Consider the following 19989-nt stretch of genomic DNA (forward strand, 5'->3'; position numbering starts at 1 on the left):
CTGCTGTGTCTGTCATTTTGTGCAATCAATTGCATTTAATGTCTGTGTTTTGTTCATGAGTCAGCGGGAAGAAGTGGCCGATCGGGCCGTTCCCGTGGCCCACGGCGAGCGGGTAGCGCAGGGCGGAGGTGACGTACTCCTTCGCCAGCCGCACGGCCTCCAGCGGAGGCGCTCCCAGCGCGAGCCTCGCGGCGATCGCGGCGGACAGCGTGCAGCCGGTGCCGTGCGTGTTCGGCGTGTCCACGGGCGCCACGGACAGCGTCTCCATGCGCGTCCCGTCGAACCACACGTCCGTGCCGCGCAGCGCGCCCGGCATGCCGCCGCCCTTCACCAGCACCACTCGGGAGCCCAGGGCGTGGATGCGCCGGGCTGCCTCGCGCATGTCGTCCAGCGTCTGGATGTCCATGCCCGCGAGCAGCTTCGCTTCATGGCGGTTGGGCGTGAGGATGGCCGCCAGGGGCAGCATGCGCGCGCGCAGCGCCTCCACCGCTTCATTGTCGATGAGCTGCGAGCCCGCGCGGGACACCATCACGGGGTCCACCACGATGGGGCCCAGCGACACGCGGGCCAGTTGATCCGCCACGGCCTCGATGAGCGGGCGCTGGGCCAGCATGCCCACCTTGACCGCGTCCACGCGCATGTCCGACGCGACGGCGTCCACCTGCGCGGTGACGGACTCGGGCGGGAGCAGGTCCACGCGCGTGACGCCTCGCGTGTTCTGCGCGGTGATGGCCGTCACGGCGCTGGTGCCGTGCACGCGGTGGAAGGAGAAGGTGCGGAGGTCGGCCTGGATGCCCGCGCCACCGCCGCTGTCCGAGCCGGCGATGGTGAGGGCGGTTGCGACAGGGAAGGGCTTCATGGGCGCGGCATCCTAGCCGCGCCCCGGCGCCTGGGGCCCTGGAACTAGAACGAGTTCTGCCGGGCCTGGTCGAAGTCCACGCGGTGCTTCAGGTACAGCGTGTCCAGCATGTGGTTGCTGAGGGGGTTCAGGTTGCCGTCGGTGAAGCGGTGCACCACCGCGCCCTTGCCCGCGTCCTTCAGGAAGGCCAGCGGATCCACGTCGCCGCCCAGGCCGGTGAGCGTGGGCACGGGGTCCGCGTTGTTGACGTAGTGCACGTACTGCGGGCCGTCCGGGTACTTCGTGGACGCGGCGCCGAAGGTCTCCACCTGCAGGTGGCTCAGCTTCGCCTCCACCTGCGCCGGGGACAGCCCGTCCTCCACGCGCAGCCGCTTCGCCACGTCGTTCAGCGCGCGCGCCGTGATGAGCCCACCCTGGCTGTAGCCTACGAGGTGCACGTCGCGGCCGGCCTTCAGCTCCGAGTAGAGCGTGTCCGCCAGCGTGTCCACGGCGGGGTTCTTGCCCTTGTCCAGCTTGTCCGTCACGCACTGGCCCAGGTCCTTCACCAGGCCTTCGGTCGCGTTGTGGATGCCCACCACCTTCGCGCCGGAGCTGTCCGCCAGCGCCTGCATCTCGTTCACCTGACCCGCCGTCGGCGTCATGATGCCGTTGACGTAGAGGATGGTCTTGTCCGGGTTCGGGTTGTTCTTCGGCGTGATGCCCGGCACGTCGCCCAGCTTCGTCGTCGCCGGGAGCACCTTGCCGCCCGCGCCCACGAACATGCCGTCCTGCGCGCGGTCCGGCTTCGCGCCGCCAAAGAGGCTGGTGATCTCCTTCACCGTGGTGGCATTGAAGACGTTCGCGCCCATCTCCACGAAGCGGGGGATGTCCTTGATGCCGCCCACCGCCGCGTCGATGAGGCCGCCCAACAGACTGTTCTTCTGCGCCGGCGACTGCTCGAACGAGGACTTCTGGAACGCGGGCTGATGCGCCACCGGCTTCTTCGCGAGCGGCTCCGCGGCCGTCTTCGAAGTGGAGGACGGCACGGCGAGGGAACGGGTGCGGTCGATCGTGCTCATGAGAACCTCCAACCACCGGGGGCAGTGGGTCTGGGGAGGTTATCCGCAGCTGACCCGCGAAGTTGCGTCCCCCCGCGTCATGGCTCTCAGCGCTTCACGACGTGGCGGAGTACGCCGCTGAAGGGCCTCCGGTCCACGCGCTATGCCTGCCGGGGCGCCAGTCCGTGCCCCGCGTCCGCGCGCTCCTCCAGCACCTGGTGGAGGAGACACGCGCCGTCACGGCGTGGTGAGCGCTTCCTTCGCGGCGGGCAGCGAGCGCGCGGGCTCGGCTTCGGGCGCGGGCACTTCCACCGACGCCTCGTTGACCTCCTTGTAGAACCGGCGGCCGAAGATGACGCCCAGCACCAGCGACACCACCATGCCCACAGCGGACACGGCGGTCATCACCGTGCGGCCCTGCGCCAGTCCGCTGCCGAACTGCGCGGTGAGGAAGGTGCCCGGGATGGTGCCCAGCACCACGCCCAGCACGGAGGGCCAGAAGCGCGCGCCGCTCGCCGCTCCGGCGATCAGCATGATGTCCGTGGGGCACAACGGGTTGAGGCACGCCAGGAACGTGAACTGGAAGTCGTGCCGCCGCGCCGCCTTGGCGATGGCCGGGTACTTGCTGCCGCACAGCCGCTGCATGGGCCGCGTGCCCAGCTTGCGAGCAACGAAGTAGAGCAGGGTGGCGGACAGGAAGCTGCCTGTTAGTGAATAGAGGGTCGCGGCGAGGGTTCCGAACATCATCCCGCCCACCGCGGTGAGCACCTGACCGGGCAGCAGCGTCAGGGGCCGCACGGCCAGGAAGGCCACGTAGGCCAGGGGTGCGTAGTCGCCCAGGGGCAGCAGCAGCTCCCGGATGGTGCGCTGGTCGATGAAGTCCGGCCCCAACAGCCGGAGCATCACCAGACCGCCAATGGAGACGACCATGGGCGCGAGGATTCGCAACCAGGTCTTCAGTCCGTTCCTGACACTCGCCAAAGAAACCTCCCCTACCGCCCGCGGACACATGTGTCAGGCGTTGCGCACAAGGTGGGATCCAAGCAGGGAATCGGCAACGTGGGCTGAAGTGTTGTGAACAAAGAGAGCGTCCTGCCGGGCAATCACCCGTCCCGACCGGATGCCCAGCAGGCCTGACAAGCGCGCGAAATCCTTGGGGATTATGCATGCAATGTCAGGAGAGAACGGCTGGCGGTGTACGGAGCTTGCTTGCATCGGGGCGCTTCCGTCCCAAGGTTTCAGGCAAGGGACACCAAGGCGCGGACGGGGTTGGGCAGTCACGAGAGGAGACACGGACATGTCGGACAAGGACAACAAGGGCAGCATGACGGTGGCTGAGGCCGGGCGTAAGGGCGGCGAGACGGTCCGCAACGAGCGCGGTCGCGAGTTCTACGAGACCATCGGCCGCAAGGGCGGAGCGACGGTGAAGGCCGAGCGCGGACGCTCCTTCTACGAGGAGATCGGCCGCAAGGGCGGCGAGACCGTGAAGGCCGAGCGCGGCGCGAAGTTCTACGAGGAGATCGGCAAGAAGGGCGGCGACCGCGTCAAGGCCACCCGCGGCCCGAACTTCTATGAGGAGATCGGCCGCAAGGGCGGGCAGAAGGTCAAGAAGCTGATTGAAGAGGGCAAGCGCGCCGCCCGCGCCGCCATGGAGGGCCAGGCCGGGAACGCCCCCGCGTCCGAGGGCACCTCCGCTCCGGCGAAGCCGCCGGAAGAGCCCGCGCAGCCGGGCGGCAACGAGTAACGGGGGACAGGAAGCGCGGTCTTCCGGTATGACGGCCGCGTGTACCTGCTCATCACGTTCCTCGAACAAGTGGAGACGACCGAGCGGGCGATCCGCCGGCTCCGGGAGTTTGGCATCCCGGAACCGCTGGTCATCCGGGCGCGCAGCGCCGCCGCGGCCCTGTCCGCGGAGGTCCCGGTATTCGCCGGGCTGCGCAGCCTCGCGCTGGGCGCGGACGAGGACCGCATCGTCCTGGTGAGCGTGCTGCCCGCCCTCCCGCAGGAGGAGCTGGACCGCATCATCCAGCGCGTGCAGCTGGAGATGGACGCGGACGACCCTCCCATGGGTCGGCTGGTGGCCCTGCCTGTCCTGGCGGCGCCCACGCATCGGCGTGGATGACGCGCGGGGGCGCACGGGTGTAAGCACGTTGCGTGCAAGCGCTGCTCGTCTTCCTCATCGTCGCGGCGTTGTCGCTGCTCGCGTCCAGCCGGTCGCTCCTGGCTCCGGGCCGCTTCCCGGCGCTGGCGCAGCTGGCGGCCAGCGGCCTGTTGTTCCTCATCTTCGGGGCCCTGCTGGGCCCGTCCCTCCTGGGCGTGCTCACCGCGCGCAACCTGGAATCGCTGAGCCCGCTGGTGGCGATGGGGCTGGGGACGGGGGGCGTGCTCCTGGGGCTCAACCTGGAGCCGCGCCTGCTGCGGCTGTTGCCCCGGCCCGTGTACGCGGCGGCGCTCGCGCACGCGGGCACGGCGTTCCTCTTCGTCGCGCTGCCCCTGTCCGTCCCACTGCTGTTGTCCATGGGCCTGAGGCCCATGGTGGCGGTGGGCGCGGCGGCGCTCCTGGGCGCCGCCGCGAGCCTGTCCTCCGGCCACTTCGCGGTGCTGGGCTACCGCAACGGACGGATGGAGCGCGCGCGGGGCCTGGGCGTGGCGCTGCTCACGATGATGGACGACGCGGTGGGCCTGTGCGTGCTCGCGCTGGGCCTGGTGCTGGGCGTCACCGGCAACGCGGCGGAAGGGCTGGGCCTTCTGAGCCTGACGCTGCTGCTGGGCGTGGCGTGCGGGGCGCTGCTGGCGTTCCTCACGTATTCGCTGGAGGACCTGGCGGAGCAGACCACCGTGACGCTGGGCATGGTGGCGCTGGTGGGCGGCGCGGCGGCGTACCTGCGGCTGTCGTCGCTGCTCGCGGGCGTGGCCTGCGGCGCGACGCTGGCGCTGATGGGCGGGCGCACGGCGGAGCGGGTGGCGCGGGCGCTTTCGCGTGTGGAGCGGCCCACGTACCTGGTGCTGGTGTTCCTGGTGGGCAGCCACATCCACGCGCGCGACGTGTCCGCCTGGGCGCTGCTGCCCGCGTTCGTGGGGCTGCGCTTCCTGGGCAAGGTGCTGGGGGGGCGGTTCGCGCAGCGGCTCACGGCGGGCGTGTTGGATCTGCCGCCGCGCTTCGGCTACGCGCTCATCTCCCAGGGCGGCCTGGCGCTGTGCCTGGTGGCCGAGTACGTGCTGCTGGTGCCCGGCTCGCTGTCGCAGCGGGTGCTGGACGTGGTGGCGGTGGGCGCGGTCGTCAACGAGATGCTCGCGCACGGGGCCTTCCGGCACGTGCTGTCCGCGGAGCCCAGGGCCACGTCCTCGCGGGACACGCCCTCGGCCGGTGACGCGGGGGTGGCGGCGTGAAGGGGTCCATCTTCCGGTTGCTGCTGCTCATGGGGCTGCTGGCGGCCATCACCCAGGCGCAGGTGGTGCGCGCGGACGCGGGCACGCCGGTGCTGCTGGCGGCGGGCGCGCTGCTGTTGTGCGGCCTGTTCGCGGGCAAGGTGGCCAAGGGCATGGGCCTGCCGCGCCTCACCGGCTACCTGCTGGTGGGCGTGGCGGTGGGGCCGTACGCGCTGGGATTCATCCCCAACGCGGGCGTGAAGGGGCTGGAGCTGGTGAAGGGGCTGGCGGTGAGCCTCATCGCGCTCGTCGCGGGCACGGAGCTGCACCTGGGGCTCATCCGCCGGGTGGGCGCGCGCGTGGCGCTGCTCTGCGCGGCGGTGTGCGGGGTGACGTTCGCGGTGTGCTTCGGCGCCACGTTCGCGCTCAAGCCCCTGCTGCCGTTCCTGGCCCCCATGACGGTGCCACAGGCGCTGGCGGTGAGCGCGCTCCTGTCCACGGTGGTGGTGTCGTTCTCCCCCACGGTGACCATCGCCATCGTGCAGGAGACGTCCGCGCGCGGCCCCTTCACGGAGTTCCTGATGGCGCTGGTCATCATCGGGGACCTGTTCGTGATGGTGGCCTTCGGCCTGGCGGCGGGCATCACCCGCGCGACGTTCGGCAATGGGTTGGACGTGACCGCGCTGGTGGGCGGGGTGGGGTGGGAGCTGTTCGGCTCCGTGGCGGTGGGGTGCCTGCTGGCGTTGGCGATGCTCCTGTACATGCGGGGCGTCAACCGGGAGCTGCCGCTGTTCCTCGTGGGCCTGTCGTTCGCGGCGGCGGAGGGCGGGGCGCGGCTGCACCTGTCGCCGCTCCTGGTATCGCTGGCGGCCGGGGCGCTCATCGCGAACCTGGACGAGCGCGAGGGCCGGCGCATCCATCAGGCCATCAACCAGGCAGGCCTGCCGGTGTTCGCGCTCTTCTTCGCCGCGGCGGGGGCGGGGCTGAAGCTGGACGCGCTGGTGACCGTGGGGCCGGCGGCGCTGCTGCTCGTCGCGCTGCGCGGCCTGGCCATCTGGGGCGCGTGCCGCAGGTTCGCGCCCGCGGACGACCCTCGCCTCAAGCGCTACCTGTGGATGGGGCTCATCTCCCAGGCGGGCGTGACGTTCGGCCTGGCGGCGCTCGTGTCGCGCACCTTCCCCACCTTCGGGCCGCAGGTGGAGGTGCTCATCGTCGCGATGATCACCGCGCACGAACTGGTGGGGCCCGTCCTCACCCGGCGTGCGCTCCTGGGCAGTGGCGAAATCCGTGCGGAGGAGGCGGGCGGCGGCGCATAGTGGGGGCACACCCCCTCACCCCGGGGGTGGCCTCTCCCAGGAGCCTCCCGTCATGCCCGCCGCCGCCGCTCCCATCCTCGAGGTGGACGTGGATCACCCCTCGCCCCGCCATGTCGCACGCGCGGTGGAGGTGCTGGAGAAGGGCGGCCTCATCGCCTACCCCACGGACACGTACTACGGGCTCGGCTGTGATTTGAACGCCAAGAAAGCCATTGAGCGGCTGTACCAGCTCAAGGGCCGCGACAAGAAGAAGCCCCTGTCTCTGCTGTGCCCGGACCTGTCGGACGTGGCCCGCTACGCGCACGTGAGCAACTTCGCCTACCGCGCCATGAAGGGGCTCACGCCGGGGGCCTTCACCTTCATCCTGGAGGCCACGCGCCTGGTGCCGGAGGTGATGATGACGAAGCAGAAGCAGGTGGGCCTGCGCGTGCCGGACGCCGCCTTGCCCCGCGAGCTGGCGAAAGCGCTCGGCCGCCCGCTCATCACCACGTCGGCGACCCATACCGACGGTACGGTTCTTTCCGACGCACGGGATATCAAGACGGCGCTGGGGCACGGGCTGGATTTGATTCTTGACGGAGGCGTCACCTTGAACGAGCCGTCCACGGTGGTTTCACTGATAGGCGATACGCTTGAAATCCTGAGGCAAGGCAAGGGTAGTCTGGAGTCCTGAAATCCTTTCTAGAGGGGGAAGCCTTGGCCGAGGGGGACCTACCAGCAACGCCTGTCGTCGACTCACCGGAGCGGGTGCCGGGCGCGCTCGCGCTGCTGGGCCTGTTGGTGTTCCGACCCATTGATTTGCATTACCGGCTGCGCGAGGCGGGCATCCGCTCGCCCGCGGGCCGCATCGGGCAGCTGTGGCGCGAGCAGGCCGAAGGAGGCCGCGCCGCCGGGGCCTTCGTGGCGCGGATGCTGCTGCTGCTCGTCGTCTTGTCGCCCACCCTCACGGTGCTCGCGGGGCTGGGGCTGCGGCTGATGGGCGTGCCGATGCGGGGCGTGTACCTGGTCTCCGCGGCGCTGTGCAGCGCGGTGGGGCTGGTGGTGGCGCTGGTGTCGGGGCTCGCGTCGGGAGTGCTGCTGGGCTCGCTGGCGAGCGTGTCCATGCTGGCGGGGCTGCACGCCACGGCGGGCGGCGCCTTCGGTCCGGAGCACGGCGGCGGAGCGGCCATGACGGTGGGCCTGTGCCTGGGCATCGTGTCCGGCCTGTCCGCGGGGAGCATTGGCGGCCTGGCCAGCGGGCGCGGGCCGTCCGTGCGCAACGTGCAGGTGGCGGCCATCGCCACGAGCCTGGTGCCCATGCTGGTGTGGAGCAGCGCCTCGACGGTGTCCTTCGCGGGCGCGGTGGCGGCGAGCGCGCTGGTGGCCTTCCTGACGTGCGCGTTCCGGCTGCCGTTCTACGCGCTGGAGGTGCTGGCGCAGGCGGTGGCGTACGCGGTGGAGCGCTTCACGGGGAAGCCCACGCTGCGCTGGGTGCCGGTGCGGCATCACAACCTGAGCTACCTGCCACACCCGTTCCTGAGCCGTCACCTGGCGCTGGCGGTGCGCTCGCGGCCGGCGGAGGTGCTGGCGGTGGCGGACGCGTGCCTGCGCTCGCCGGGAAACATCCTGGTGGGCTGGCCCTGGGTGGTGGAGGCGCTGGAGCGCGCGCACGCCCAGGAGGCCTCGGCGGAACCCCAGGCCTGAAGGTGCCTGGGGCCGCCGCCAGGCGCTACTGCTTCTGCACGTCCGTGACGACCTTCGCGCCCACGTCGTTGGGGGCGTAGGTCAGCTTCACGGAGTCCCCGGCCCGGATGCCCTGGAGGGTCTGCGTGAGCTGGGGCTTCGTCGTGTCCACCACGTAGGTGAGCGGCGGGGCGTCCGCGGTGGTGCCCTCCAACTGGATGCTGGACGGGCTGACGCTCTTCACCTTGCCCGTCCGGGTCTTCTGCGCCGTCGCCGTGGGCGCGGGCGTCTGCGCCAGGGACGTCGTGCCCACGCCGCCCAGCGTGAGGACCGCCATCCACATCCATGCCTGTGCACGCATCTTCGTCACTCCTTGAGTGTGGGAAGCGGCAGGGTGGACCGCTTCCCGGGGTGAAGGCAACGTCGTGACGGGTGGGGCCGTCAGGGAGTTGCCCTCGGGAGCACGTCCGGTAGCCTCCGGGGACCATGGAAGGACTGCTCGACGCGTTCATCGCCTTCATCCGCGCGGAGCGGGGCCTGTCCGGCAAGACGGTGGACGCCTACGCGGCGGACCTCACCGTGTACTTCGAGGACCTGCGCTCGCGCGGCAAGGAGGACGTGGCGCGCGTCAAACAGGAGGACGTGCTCGCGCACCTGGTGACGCTGGGCAAGCGGGGCCTGGGGCGCCGCAGCCAGGCGCGCCACCTGGCCGCGCTGCGCGTCTTCCACCGCTTCCTCGTCGCGGAGCGGATGGCGGACAAGGACCCCACGGAGGACGTGGACACGCCCAAGTCGCCCCGCAAGCTGCCCGTGTTCCTCACGCTGGAGGAGGTGGAGCAGCTGCTCGCCGCGCCCGACGAGCGCACCGTCACGGGCCTGCGCGACAAGGCCATGCTGGAGGTGCTCTACGCCACCGGCCTGCGCGTGACGGAGCTGTGCACGCTGGAGCTCAACAATGTGCAGCTCACGGCCGGCTACCTCGTCACCAAGGGCAAGGGCTCCAAGGAGCGCATCGTCCCGCTGGGGCGCGTGGCGATTGAGAAGGTGCAGGAGTACCTGTCCCAGTCGCGGCCGGAGCTGCTGGGCAAGCGCCAGGCGGACGCGCTGTTTGTCACGCCGCGCGGCGGAGGCTTCACGCGGCAGGGCTTCTGGAAGCTGCTCAAGCGCTACGCGCTGAAGGCCGGCATCCTGAAGCCGCTGTCGCCGCACAAGCTGCGCCACTCGTTCGCCACGCACCTGGTGGAGCGCGGCGCGGACCTGCGCGCGGTGCAGCAGATGCTGGGCCACGCGGACCTGGCGACGACGCAGATCTACACGCACGTCAACGGCGCCCGCCTTCGCAAGGTGTACGACGAGTTCCACCCGCGCAGCGACGCGTTCAAGCCCAAGCCCTCCGCGCGCAAGCGTCCGCCCGCGCCGTGACGCCAGGAGTCGAGCCGTCATCCCTCACGGGGTGAGGGGGACCCTGGACCGGGGGGCGGGGAGCGGGGCGTGCGTCGCGCGCGAACGCAATCGCTTGCGGTGAAGACGCGCTCCGGGCGCGGGCGCGGGCCGCCGAAGCCGGTTCGCAGAGGAAACGACGCATTCCAGGGAAGTGGATCGCCGCGTGCAGTGCAGGACGGCGGCGGCGGACATGGCGTCCGCCGCCCTGTCTCACGGTCGTCGCGTTCCACCCCACTCGGGCGCGGTGTGGCCCACGAAGGTCTGCTCGTCCATGAAGCGTTCTCGCCAATCCCTGAAGTCAGGCGTCCTGGGCCTTACCGGCTGCGTGGCGCTGTCCCTCTCCGGCTGCAAGGTGCCGGAGGCCGACGCGGCGGAAGCGAAGTCTCCGCCCAAGAAGGCCCCCACCGCCAACGTGGTGCCGGTCTCCGCCACCGCGCCCGCCGAGCCCGGCAAGGTCCGCACGCCGTTCGCCGCGGCCCGCGAGGCGTACGAGCGCAACTCCGTGAACGCGAACCCCTTCGCGGACAGCAACGGCAACATCCCGCCGTCCTGGCAGTACCAGGGCCCGATGTTCAGCCTGAGCCACGACTATCCGCAGACGCCCGTGGCGCCGCCGGCCAATCCGCCGTGGATCGCCGCGCTCAAGGGGCAGCCCATCTCCAAGGCGAACGCGCTCGCGTACGTCAACGCGCTGAAGGCCTACATCGCGCCGTCCATGCAGACGCTGCTCTACAACTATCCCCGGTGGGATGCGGCGAAGGAGGGTTGGTACAACGAGCCGTGGCTCGCCTCCATCCGCGAGAGCATCCACGGCACGTACGTGGGCTCCGAGTTCCCCGCGGCCACCTTCGCCGCGTCCGGCCTCAAGGTCGACATGACGACGTACGTGCTGACCTACTACGACAAGGTGGCGGCGTACGCGCTGGGGCAGGTGTGGGGCAAGACGGCGATGACGCCCACGCTCACCAACACGTCCGCGCAGTTCCCGGAAGGGTCCATCGTCATCAAGGTGGCGTTGACCAGCGCGCTGGCGAAGGACTGGCCGGTGATGCAGGGCGCGTCGCTGTGGCCCGTCTACGTGCCGCCGCCCAACGGTCCGTCGAACGCGAAGCCGGTGACGATGAACGCGTCGATCATGCAGTTCGACATCATCGTCAAGGACAGCAAGACGTCGCCCAAGACGGGCTGGGTGTTCTCCACGCTCGTCTACGACATGCGAGTGCCGGGCAGCCCGTGGGACAAGATGATCCCCCTGGGCGCGATGTGGGGGGATGATCCCAACGTCAACTCCACGCTGAACCCGGGCACGCCGCTGCAGGAGACGGTCATCAACCCCGCGGCGCCGGCGTACTCCACGGCGACGCTGGGGTGGGGCGGCCGCCTGTCCGGCCCGAACGACGGCGCGGTGGTGGCGCCGGCCTCCATCAACGGGCAGATCGTGCCGGCCGTGCAGGCCTCGTCGTGCATGAGCTGCCACAGCGTGGCGGAATGGCCCATGAAGACGTTCCTGCTGCCCACCACCACGATGCCGCCGACGGTCGTGGGCGACGCCCTGGTGCTCGAGCAGCCCGGGTCCGCGGCCTGGATGAAGTGGTTCCAGGACAACCCGGGCAACGTGCCGCTGGATCCCGGGACGGTGCCCATGGACTTCGACATGGTGTTCGCCTTCAAATCGCTGCCCGCGTGGCAGGCGGCGACGCAGGGCAACAGCGGCATGAAGGCCTTCGAGGCCGTCGACCTGCTCCGCGGCACGCAGCCCGTCAACCCGCGCGACCTCAAGTACAACGGCCAGTAGGCCCGTGACCTCAGGGAGGACCCCATGCCCATCTTCGACAAGGCCATCATCGGTGCTGGTGGCGGTGCCATGTACTACCTCGATGCGCGCATGGGGTCCGACCTCACGTCGGGCATCCGGGAGCAGCTCACGAAGCAGCTCGGTGAAATCGAGAACCTGGAGTCGCGCAAGAAGGCGCTCGAGCACCTGATGTTCGTCGGTGACAAGGACATCGACATGAAGAAGGCCCCGGAGGACAAGTCGCTCCTGGACCTCACGTCCAAGCGCGCCTTGTTCGCGAACACGGTGCTCATCGGCATGAGCAACCCGTGGCACATCAACAAGACCGACACGCAAACGGGACGCGGCAGCAACTACGTCGTCAATCACACCCGCCAGGTGATCAGCACCCGGCCGCTCTCCTCGTTCCAGAACTCCCAGACCCGGACCAAGGTGAAGGAGGAGTGGCAGAAGGTCTTCAGCACGAGCGACCCCGTGGTCGGCGAGGAGGAGCTGTTCGCGCAGTCCCAGGGCTACACGACCCGCGAGAGCTTCAAGGACGAGTGGCTGGACGTGATCGCCCGCGCCATGAACCTGGGCCTGACCCGGCTCTGGGGACACGTGACGAAGATCGAGTTCAAGGACACCGGAGGCGAGGACGACAAGCACTTCGAGATCACCTTCGCGCCAGCGGAGTTCGAGAAGGTGAATGAGCCCATCAAGGCCCGCGAGCTGCTCCTGATGACGGGCAACGGGAGCTACCTCAAGCCCACGGAGGCCAACGGCATCAAGGCCCCCGAGAACTGGGAGCAGGACCGGCGGATCATGGACATGGATCAGCTCATGCGCTACCTGGCGACAAGCGGGGCGACGGGCAAGACCATCTGCATCCAGGGCGGAAACGCGGCCATCGACGCGGTCGAGCAGACCGTCCGGTACGGCCACAAGGTGCACTGGCTGGTGCGCTCCGGGGTGAACATCCTCGCCAACTCCCTGCTCGTGCATGCCCCCAAGCTCGCCGACAACGGGACCCTCCTGAACCAGGGGGTCACGTCGACCTTCCAGAAGAACGTGAGCTACTCGGAGGTCGAAAGCACCGGGGGCACGACCCTGCAGGTGAAGGCCTACAAGGTGGAGAGCAACAAGTCGAAGACGCTCCTGACCACCCTCGACGACGTTCACGTCTACGTCTACTGCATCGGGAATGAGGTGAACGACAGCCCGTCCGGGGTGGCGAAGCTGCTGGTCGACAGCAAGCTCGTGGACGTGAAGTCCAACAAGGTCGACGACTCGAAGCTGGAGGCCATCTACGACGAAGGCTGGCTCTTCCGGAGCCTGTCGAAGCGGAAGGGGGCGCTGAAGGAGGCGGCCATCGGGCTGCGCAAGAAGTTCTCCGAGCGCTGCCGCATCGACGTCCTGGGCGCGGCGTCCTTCATGCTCGTCCCTCCGCAAGGGGAGCTCGGGAGCAAGCTGAAGCCCCTGACGAACTACCAGATCCAATCCGTCGCGGACGTGCGCCAGTTGGCGGCGCTCAAGGACGTGATGCGGGCGTACTGCAACAGCCTGAGTGGCGCCTCGCTGGATCCGACGAACGCGAACTTCCTGGGCGGAACGAAGAACGAGATCGCCGCCTTCATCGCCATGCACTACGAGTTCATCCCCCCGGTCGTCGCGGATGAGCTCACCACCTTCCTCATGCTCGTGCGGACGCGGGACGAGTTCACCAACGGCTACACCGGCACGGAGATTCGGGGCATCCAGGACGCCCTGAAGCGGATCGACGACTACTTCGAAAAGAATGCAGAGGTCCGGAGGTTCCTGGAGAAGAAGATGACCCAGGTGGTGATGGACTACCGCAAGCTGATGCTCACCCCGTTCCAGGTGGAGATCCCCACGTTGAAGTGGCTGGACATCCACTGGGACAGCTGAGCCGCGCCGTCACTATCCTGACAGACGGCTGTCACGAGGCGGGTCCAGGGTGGCGTCATGAACACGAACGCCTTGCCACCCCTGACCCTGCTGGAGCTGGCCGACACCGGCCTGCCGGGCATCGAGAGCTACTCTCCCTTCTGCCTCAAGGCCCACCGTGCCCTGAAGTACGCGGGGCTGCCCTACGCGCGGGGCTGCGAGGACAACCCGGCCTCGCACCGCGCGCACAACCCCACCGGCCAGGTGCCGGTGTTGCTGGTGGGGAAGGAGGCGGTGCCGGACTCCACGGCCATCCTCGCGCGCATCCAGCAGCTGGCGCCGGGCCGCATCGACGCGTCACCGGAGGCGCTGCTCTGGGAGGAGCTGGCGGACACGTCCCTCAACGGCTTCCTGGTCGCCTCTCGCTGGGCGGATGACCGCAACTGGCCCCGGACGCGCGCCGCGTTCTTCCACTTCATGCCGGCGCCGGTGCGCGCGGTGGTTCCGACGCTGATCCGGCGCAAGCAGGTGGAGCGGCTGGTGGCGCGGGATGTCTGGCGCGCGGGCGCGGAGGCCTGCTGGCGACGGTTCGGGGCGTTGTTGGACCAGCTGGATGCGCGGGCGCCGGAGCAGGGCTTCTGGTTGTCCGGGGCGCTGAGCGTGGCGGACCTGGCCCTGTTCGCGCAGCTGCAGAGCCTGCGGACGCCGCTCACGCCCTGGCAGGGCGCGGAGGTGGAGCGGCGCGGGCGCTTGAGCGCGTGGCTCGGGAGGGTGGACGTGGCGACCCGCACCGCGAGCTGAGGCGGGCGAGGGCTTCCGTCCGATAGCGGAGGAGTGCACGGGCGCGGAAGCACACCACCCAACGATCAAACGTTGGACACCGGCATCGCACGGACGTGCCGGTGCGGACGCCTTCTACGGTTCGCGCATGAGCCCGGCCCCGCACACTCCCCCCACTGGCGAACCCTTTCCCCTGCAAGCCACCTCGCTGGAGTCGATCGACGCGCTCATCCAGCGCGTCGACGGCATGTCGGAGACGGAGCTGGATCATCTGCCGTTGGGAATGATCCAGCTCGACGGACAGGGCCGGATCCTCAAGTTCAACCGGACCGAGGCCTCGCTGGCGCGCATCCAGGCGCGCGAGCAGATCGGCAAGAACTTCTTCTACGACGTCGCGCCGTGCACCCGCGTGCGGCAGTTCTTCGGCCTGTTCCAGGAGGGTGTGCGGGCGAAGAAGCTCTACCAGACGTTCGGCTTCGTCTTCCGCTTCGCGCACGGCGCGCGCCACGTGGCCATCACGCTGTTCTACAGCGACAAGACGGAATCGGTCTGGGTGCTGGTGTCCGACAAGAAGATGCCTGACGCGCGCTGAAGCCGCATCAGCGCACGAAGCCCGCGACCGGGCTTTCGAAGACCTTGCTCACGACGTTCATCGTCCGGAGCCAGGCATGCGCCTCCTCGCCAAGCCGCCCGTAGACGCGCACGTCCACGGGCTTCGCGACACCGAGGAGCGCCTTGAACTCCGGCCAGCTGGAGATGCGCCGGATGTGCTCCATGACCTGGCGCGAGTCCGCGAACGTGATGACCGCGCCGACCTCCGTGTCGTCGGGCCGGGCGTGGAACTGGATGCTGAGCAGGCTGCTCACGCCTTCGGTCTCCAGGCGTTGAACCGCGGCCTGAAGGGTGGCGGTGAAGACAGGGAAGGGCGCTGTCCGTTCGAGCACCTCCACGAGGGTGATCCGCTCACGGGCTGCTGGGTCCATCCCTGTGCTCCATTCTTCGAATACCCACCGGGCTTCCCTTGAGGTCAAGCCACACGCTAGGGAGTGGACCCGGAGGGGGCCATGGCCTTTCGAGTCCAGCTCGCTGTCCTGCTCCTCGCGTTGCTCAGTGCGTGTGCCGCCCCAAGGGGCAGGGTGCGGCTGGATACCGGCGACGGTGCTCCCATCGAGTACAGCCCGCCATCTGCCGTCCGGGCGGTGACGGTGGGGGAGGGTGCATTTGAGGAGGCGCTGACGGAGCTGGTTCTGGTCACACCGCTGCGCCTCCGGGCTTCGCGTCCAGGCGACTGGGTGCGCGCCTCCTATTCCACGAGTGATACGGACCGTGCCTTTGGAGGCTTCTGCGAGCCGGGACTCCGGCGGGGCGACTGCATCTCGCTGCTCGAAGACGTAATGGGGCTGAGCGACTGGGACAAGTTCGGCGTGGCGCTCGCCCTGTCCCTCGACCCGCTCAAGGAGAGCATCTCCAGGGCCGTGGAGGAGACCCTGGCGCCGCAGCTCTTCTACTCGGTCATCGCGACCGGACTCGTGACCTGGGCGGCTCTGGCCGCGAATCCCGAACCTGCCTTCACCAAGGCCGCCGCGGTCATCTCCGCGCTGCTCCTGATCTACCTGGGCGCGGAGACGTTCCTGGAGCTGATTGACGCAAGCCAGGATCTGAAGCTCGCGACGGACCAGGCCACCACCTGGAAGGAGCTGGATGCGTCCGGCCAGCGCTTCGCCGCTCGGGTCGGTCCATCCATCGCGCGAGTCCTGGTCCTCGCGACCACCGTCGCGGTGAGCCATGGCCTGACCGGAGGCGCATCGTTGCTGGCGGCCCGGCTCGCGACGCTGCCGAACTTCCCGGGAGGCGCGGCGGTGGCTTCGCGCGCGGGCATCCACATCGCGGGCCTCGATCAGGTGAGGGCGGTGTCCGTCTCGGGCGGAGTCATCACGCTCTCATTGCCGTCCACGGCGGTCGCCATGGCGGCGAAGCCTCCGGCCAGCACCACGCCAGGCGGGGCGCGTTCCTGGAACTCCTTCAGTGCCCTCAAGCGGGCCCGAGGACCCGCGGGGCCGGGGAAGCAGTGGCACCACATCGTCGAGCAGACGGACGGCAACGTGCGGCGCTTCGGTCCCCAGTCCCTGCACAACACTGAGAACGTGATCGCGATCGACGAAGCCATCCACCAGCGGATCAGCAGGTACTATTCATCGAAGGCCCCCGCCCTTACGGGCTCGCAGACTGTGCGGCAATGGTTGAGCGCTCAGTCATTTCAAGCCCAGAAGGACTTCGGCATGATGACTCTCAAGCGATTTGGAGCCATTCCTTGAGTGCCCGTAAGTTCCAGAAGGCTAGCATCGAAGAACTCGTCCAGTGGTACGCGGAGAGCTCGGTCGCATACGAACAATCTCTGAATGCCGCTGACTCGCGCTCCGCCAATCGCGCCGCCGACAAGATCTCAGGGGCATACCGGGAGCTTCGGAGCCGTAGTGCGACGTCCCATCTCATTCCCCTGCTCAAGAGCGAGAACGAAACCGTCCGAACCCACGTCGCGGCCCATGCTCTGGAGTTCGCTCCCGAGCTCGGTGAGCCGGTACTGCTCTGGATCGCGAAACGACCGGGGTTCAATGGGATTGCTGCGCATTACGCCCTCAAGGCCTGGCGCGAGGGCACTCTCAAGTTCCCGTAAGCGCGCATTCCGGCGCTCAGTCTGCGCTACGGAGCCGTTTCGTGAGTACCCGTAAGTTCCAGAAGGCCAGCATTGAGGAACTCGTCCAGTGGTACGCGGAAGGATCGGTCGTGTATGGCCAGTCCTTGGATGCTGCAGACTCGCGGTCCGCCAATCGCGCCCACGACAAGATCGTAGGGGCCTATCAGGAGCTGCGGAGCCGTGGTGCGACGTCCCAGCTCACCCCCCTGCTCAAGAGCGAGAACGAAACCCTCCGGATGCACGCAGCTTTCCATGTCCTGGAGTTCGCTCCCGAGCTTGGCGAACCGACGTTGCTCTGGCTCGCGAAGCGTCCCGGACTCCTTGGGTTCCGTGCGGAGTACGTCCTCAAGGCCTGGCGCGAGGGTACGCTCGAGTTCCCTTGATCAGGTTCCGACCGCGCGGGGAACGGGCTCCTGGCGCTGGAGCTCCACGAAGAAGCGCTCTCCGTACTGATCCAGTGCGCGCCGGAGGACCGCGAGCCGGAGCACGGCCTCGGCATCATCGCGCCCGACCTTCGAGATGGCGCTGGCAATCCGCGCGGGGTTCACCAGAAGTGAGGACCAGTCCTGGAGCTCGGTGAAGGACAGCCGCTGGTGGGCATCCCAGGCCGTGCTCTCGTCGAAGCGGGCCTCGTTGAACTCCTCGATCTTCTACTTGAAGACGACGCGCTGCCCCGGTGCCACGGGCTGCTCACCCTTGATGACGAGCCCTTCCGCCTGGTGCCGGCCAGCGGGGGCAAGCCCAGCATCGCGGGAAGCTTCGTCAGCGCTCGCGTGGGCGCGGCTTCCATCTGCGCCCGGGTTCCTCGCGCCACCAGGGGCGGCACGTGCACCCCGGCGGCTCTCGCGGCCGACAGGGAAGGGCGCTGTCCGTTCGAGCACCTCCACGAGGGTGATCCGCTCACGGGCCGCTGGGGTCATCCGCGCTCCTTCGCTGGGATCTCTCATGACGCGTACCCATGGCCTGCGGTTCAGGAAACCGCAGGCCCCTGCAACGTGACTGGCGCTCGGCTCTTGCCCTGAGGCACGGGCATCACGAGCAGCGATGAAGTCATCGCTGCCGAAGCTTGCGCCCGATGTACCAGAGGCCCACGCCCGCGTAGGGGCGCAAACGGCCGTCCTTGTCCTTCTCTGCATAGTGCTGGCGAAGCTGGAGAAGCCGTGCGGTGCTGGCGTCCTTTTGGAGCTGTCTGCGGATCGCATCGAGCACGGCTCGCCGGTTGCGCTTGAGCCGCGCGAGGTTGAGGTTCAATCGCTCGATGTCCTGTGTTGCGCCGGCATCGTCGCTTTGGATGTCTCCCTGGAGCTTATCGTAGCGGTAGAGCGCGCTGACATCCGGTGGTGCCTTGGCCGGGCTGTATGAAAGAAACTGCCTCTCGGGCGGAAGGTGTCCCCGGTGCGTGTCGCAGTGCGCAGTCCCCGCCTCGTTGGTTCCGCTTTCGCCGGCTGAGCGTCCGACGACAACGCCTGGACACACCCCCAGGAGGTTGTCCCAATCCAGCGTGCGCTGGCCTGCGGCATGCTGTGCCTCGAAGTGCTCGAGCTTCATGCCACCCGCCTCAGGATGTGCGGAGTTCGCACGGGACGTCCCTGAGAGCGGCGACATGCAATACGCACATAATCCACCCTGCTCAAGCCACGCCGCCTCACGCATCGCCTGCTTGCATGAGCCGGGAGGCGACTCCCAGGCGTCGTCGCTCACCGCACCGTGAACCGCCTCGTACTGGGTCCGACTCTCCTTGAGGCAGGCCGGCTCAGCGGCCTTCGTGATCGTCAGCACGCTGGTCGTCCTCAAGATCGCGAACCGCCCACTCGGCACGCACGATGTCTGAATCATCCGCGCCGAGCTTCTCCCGCAGCGCGAGCAGGAGTTTGCGCGCCTCCCCCAACTGCGCCTCATCGATGAACTGGGCGAGACGATCAAGCTCCTTCTGCATGTCTGGTGGACGCGATGGTTCGCCGAAAATGTCCTCGAGCAGTGCGTTCGTGTCCTTCCCTTTTACATGCGAGACGCGCCTGGGCTCCGGCTCCCTGGGGACAAGCAGTCGGACCCATGCGTCATTGGCCGTCGATAGCACCTGTGGCGAGTGCGTTGTCGCCACGAATTGCACGCCTGGAAAGGTCTTTCGAAGATCGCCGATGACGCGCCGCTGCCAGTTTGGGTGCAGGTGCAGGTCGATTTCGTCGATGAGCACGATGCCTCGCGCGAGCTGAGGCGCATGAGCCCCGTGGTGAGGGTTGAGCTGTACGCATCGCCAGGCAAGGTCCGCGGCGAGTGCGACGAGGTTTCGGTATCCGTCCGATAGAAGGTTAAAGGGCAGGGTGCGACCGTCCTCCAGATCGACCAGCACGGACTTGGTGTTCAGGCTGAAGTACAGCCGCTTCGCTCCTGGCAGGCATGTAGCGGCGGCACGTTGAACCGCCTCGAGCTGAGGCTCCTCCACAAGCGAGGGACTCTCCACTCCCAATTTGATCGACGTGGCAAGGCGCTCAATGCGCACCTGCTCTCGCCATTGCATCCACGCCTCGAATTGCCAGGTCGACGAGGCCGGATCCAGGCTCGCGTAGTAGCCGTGCAGGCGTGACGTCACTGAAGCGTCTTCACGATCACGCTTCTTCAGCGACAACCGGGCCGTACCGTAGAAACAGATGACCGGGAGGTCGACCTCTTCCCCCAGGACGACAGCCTCTTCCAGGCTTTCCGCACGCCCGCTGACCGGGGTCCCGCCAACCGATCGCGCGCGCTTCCCCAGCGCGAGGATGTGCCGTGTCCACGTGACCGACTGCCCTTCAACGACCTCACCCTGCGCCGTCACCTTGACCGGGTAGACCGTTTCAATCGAGGGCACGCCCTCGGAGATATGACCCACCTGCCGGACGTCTTCGTCCTTCAAGTAGCGTGTCTGGCCGGCCACCTGTTTCAGCCCCGTGAACCATTCGCCAACGGCGACTGCGAGGGCCTCCAGGACTGCTGTCTTGCCAGCTCCGTTACGACCGAGCAGGAGCGTGAAGTTCGGGTCGAGGTCGATCGCGAAGCGCTCGAACCCGCGGAAATTTTGCAGCTCGAGTCTGTCGATGCGCATCCGGCTCCTCAGGAGGGCGCGCACCGTAGCACAGCCATCCGAGCCTCATCGGCGTCGCGTGGGT

At 68.4% G+C, this 19989-nt stretch carries 22 protein-coding genes; 14 read left to right on the forward strand and 8 right to left on the reverse strand.

Annotated elements, in window-relative coordinates; all coding sequences use genetic code 11:
- Positions 1-25 precede the first annotated feature (25 nt).
- The 3 genes from thiD to D7X30_RS12825 all read right to left on the reverse strand — a co-directional run bounded on the left by thiD (position 26) and on the right by D7X30_RS12825 (position 2844).
- Positions 26-859 carry a bifunctional hydroxymethylpyrimidine kinase/phosphomethylpyrimidine kinase gene (thiD, locus tag D7X30_RS12810; protein ID WP_120563165.1) on the reverse strand — a complete coding sequence of 278 codons (834 nt, stop codon included), beginning with the start codon at positions 857-859 and terminating at the stop codon, positions 26-28.
- Positions 860-903: 44 nt separating this feature from the next.
- Entirely contained in the window at positions 904-1917 is a 1014-nt protein-coding gene (locus D7X30_RS12815) for a hypothetical protein (RefSeq protein ID WP_120563166.1), read from the reverse strand.
- Between the two features lie 216 nt (positions 1918-2133).
- Positions 2134-2844: a TVP38/TMEM64 family protein gene (locus D7X30_RS12825; RefSeq protein WP_370051379.1), complete on the reverse strand. Its 711-nt coding sequence runs from the start codon at positions 2842-2844 to the stop codon at positions 2134-2136.
- Positions 2845-3193: 349 nt separating this feature from the next.
- Between D7X30_RS12825 and D7X30_RS12830 the strand changes: the two genes are divergently transcribed.
- The 6 genes from D7X30_RS12830 to D7X30_RS12855 are packed head-to-tail and all read left to right on the forward strand — an operon-like array spanning position 3194 to position 8264.
- Positions 3194-3640: a general stress protein gene (locus D7X30_RS12830; RefSeq protein WP_120563168.1), complete on the forward strand. Its 447-nt coding sequence runs from the start codon at positions 3194-3196 to the stop codon at positions 3638-3640.
- A gap of 39 nt (positions 3641-3679) precedes the next feature.
- Positions 3680-4018 carry a hypothetical protein gene (locus tag D7X30_RS12835; RefSeq protein ID WP_120563169.1) on the forward strand — a complete coding sequence of 113 codons (339 nt, stop codon included), beginning with the start codon at positions 3680-3682 and terminating at the stop codon, positions 4016-4018.
- A 32-nt stretch (positions 4019-4050) separates the two neighbouring features.
- Entirely contained in the window at positions 4051-5286 is a 1236-nt protein-coding gene (locus D7X30_RS12840; RefSeq protein ID WP_120563170.1) for a sodium:proton exchanger, read from the forward strand.
- A 29-nt stretch (positions 5287-5315) separates the two neighbouring features.
- Positions 5316-6581: a cation:proton antiporter gene (locus D7X30_RS12845; protein ID WP_370051382.1), complete on the forward strand. Its 1266-nt coding sequence runs from the start codon at positions 5316-5318 to the stop codon at positions 6579-6581.
- 52 nt (positions 6582-6633) lie between these two features.
- On the forward strand, positions 6634-7254 hold the full coding sequence (locus D7X30_RS12850; RefSeq protein WP_120563172.1) for an L-threonylcarbamoyladenylate synthase: 621 nt from the start codon (positions 6634-6636) through the stop codon (positions 7252-7254).
- A gap of 23 nt (positions 7255-7277) precedes the next feature.
- Complete coding sequence (locus D7X30_RS12855; RefSeq protein ID WP_120563173.1) at positions 7278-8264, forward strand: hypothetical protein; 987 nt, start codon at positions 7278-7280, stop codon at positions 8262-8264.
- Between the two features lie 25 nt (positions 8265-8289).
- On the opposite strand, the gene D7X30_RS12860 is transcribed toward D7X30_RS12855, so the two are convergent.
- Complete coding sequence (locus D7X30_RS12860; RefSeq protein ID WP_147443177.1) at positions 8290-8604, reverse strand: hypothetical protein; 315 nt, start codon at positions 8602-8604, stop codon at positions 8290-8292.
- A gap of 125 nt (positions 8605-8729) precedes the next feature.
- On the opposite strand from D7X30_RS12860, the gene xerD reads away from it, so the two are divergent.
- The 5 genes from xerD (at position 8730) to D7X30_RS12885 (ending at position 14740) form a co-directional block, all read left to right on the forward strand.
- Complete coding sequence (gene xerD, locus D7X30_RS12865) at positions 8730-9665, forward strand: site-specific tyrosine recombinase XerD (RefSeq protein WP_120563175.1); 936 nt, start codon at positions 8730-8732, stop codon at positions 9663-9665.
- A gap of 292 nt (positions 9666-9957) precedes the next feature.
- Entirely contained in the window at positions 9958-11481 is a 1524-nt protein-coding gene (locus D7X30_RS12870) for a hypothetical protein (RefSeq protein WP_147443178.1), read from the forward strand.
- Between the two features lie 24 nt (positions 11482-11505).
- Positions 11506-13389 carry a hypothetical protein gene (locus D7X30_RS12875; protein ID WP_120563177.1) on the forward strand — a complete coding sequence of 628 codons (1884 nt, stop codon included), beginning with the start codon at positions 11506-11508 and terminating at the stop codon, positions 13387-13389.
- A 57-nt stretch (positions 13390-13446) separates the two neighbouring features.
- Positions 13447-14169, forward strand: a complete 723-nt coding sequence (locus D7X30_RS12880; RefSeq protein WP_120563178.1) for a glutathione S-transferase family protein — start codon at positions 13447-13449, stop codon at positions 14167-14169.
- Between the two features lie 127 nt (positions 14170-14296).
- Complete coding sequence (locus D7X30_RS12885) at positions 14297-14740, forward strand: PAS domain-containing protein (protein ID WP_120563179.1); 444 nt, start codon at positions 14297-14299, stop codon at positions 14738-14740.
- 7 nt (positions 14741-14747) lie between these two features.
- On the opposite strand, the gene D7X30_RS12890 is transcribed toward D7X30_RS12885, so the two are convergent.
- A complete protein-coding gene (locus D7X30_RS12890) occupies positions 14748-15131 on the reverse strand; it encodes a hypothetical protein (protein WP_120563180.1) in 384 nt (127 codons plus the stop codon).
- A gap of 81 nt (positions 15132-15212) precedes the next feature.
- Between D7X30_RS12890 and D7X30_RS12895 the strand changes: the two genes are divergently transcribed.
- Genes D7X30_RS12895 through D7X30_RS12905 form a run of 3 tightly spaced genes read left to right on the forward strand, consistent with a single transcriptional unit; the run spans position 15213 to position 17226 of the window.
- Positions 15213-16463 carry a hypothetical protein gene (locus D7X30_RS12895; RefSeq protein WP_120563296.1) on the forward strand — a complete coding sequence of 417 codons (1251 nt, stop codon included), beginning with the start codon at positions 15213-15215 and terminating at the stop codon, positions 16461-16463.
- The gene (locus tag D7X30_RS12900) at positions 16460-16822 is read left to right on the forward strand and encodes a DUF2019 domain-containing protein (protein WP_120563181.1); all 363 of its coding nucleotides are present in this window, start codon (positions 16460-16462) and stop codon (positions 16820-16822) included. Before D7X30_RS12895 ends, D7X30_RS12900 begins: the two co-directional genes overlap by 4 nt.
- Positions 16823-16863: 41 nt before the next feature.
- Entirely contained in the window at positions 16864-17226 is a 363-nt protein-coding gene (locus D7X30_RS12905) for a DUF2019 domain-containing protein (protein ID WP_120563182.1), read from the forward strand.
- On the opposite strand, the gene D7X30_RS42295 is transcribed toward D7X30_RS12905, so the two are convergent.
- The 3 genes from D7X30_RS42295 to D7X30_RS12920 form a co-directional block, all read right to left on the reverse strand.
- A complete protein-coding gene (locus tag D7X30_RS42295; RefSeq protein WP_199724257.1) occupies positions 17227-17391 on the reverse strand; it encodes a hypothetical protein in 165 nt (54 codons plus the stop codon). It lies immediately after the preceding gene.
- A gap of 502 nt (positions 17392-17893) precedes the next feature.
- On the reverse strand, positions 17894-18391 hold the full coding sequence (locus D7X30_RS12915) for a hypothetical protein (RefSeq protein ID WP_147443179.1): 498 nt from the start codon (positions 18389-18391) through the stop codon (positions 17894-17896).
- A 205-nt stretch (positions 18392-18596) separates the two neighbouring features.
- Positions 18597-19925, reverse strand: a complete 1329-nt coding sequence (locus D7X30_RS12920) for an AAA family ATPase (protein ID WP_147443180.1) — start codon at positions 19923-19925, stop codon at positions 18597-18599.
- Positions 19926-19989: the final 64 nt, after the last annotated feature.

The sequence above is a fragment of the Corallococcus sp. AB011P genome, assembly GCF_003611605.1.
In the GTDB taxonomy this organism is placed as follows: Bacteria; Myxococcota; Myxococcia; order Myxococcales; family Myxococcaceae; genus Corallococcus; species Corallococcus coralloides.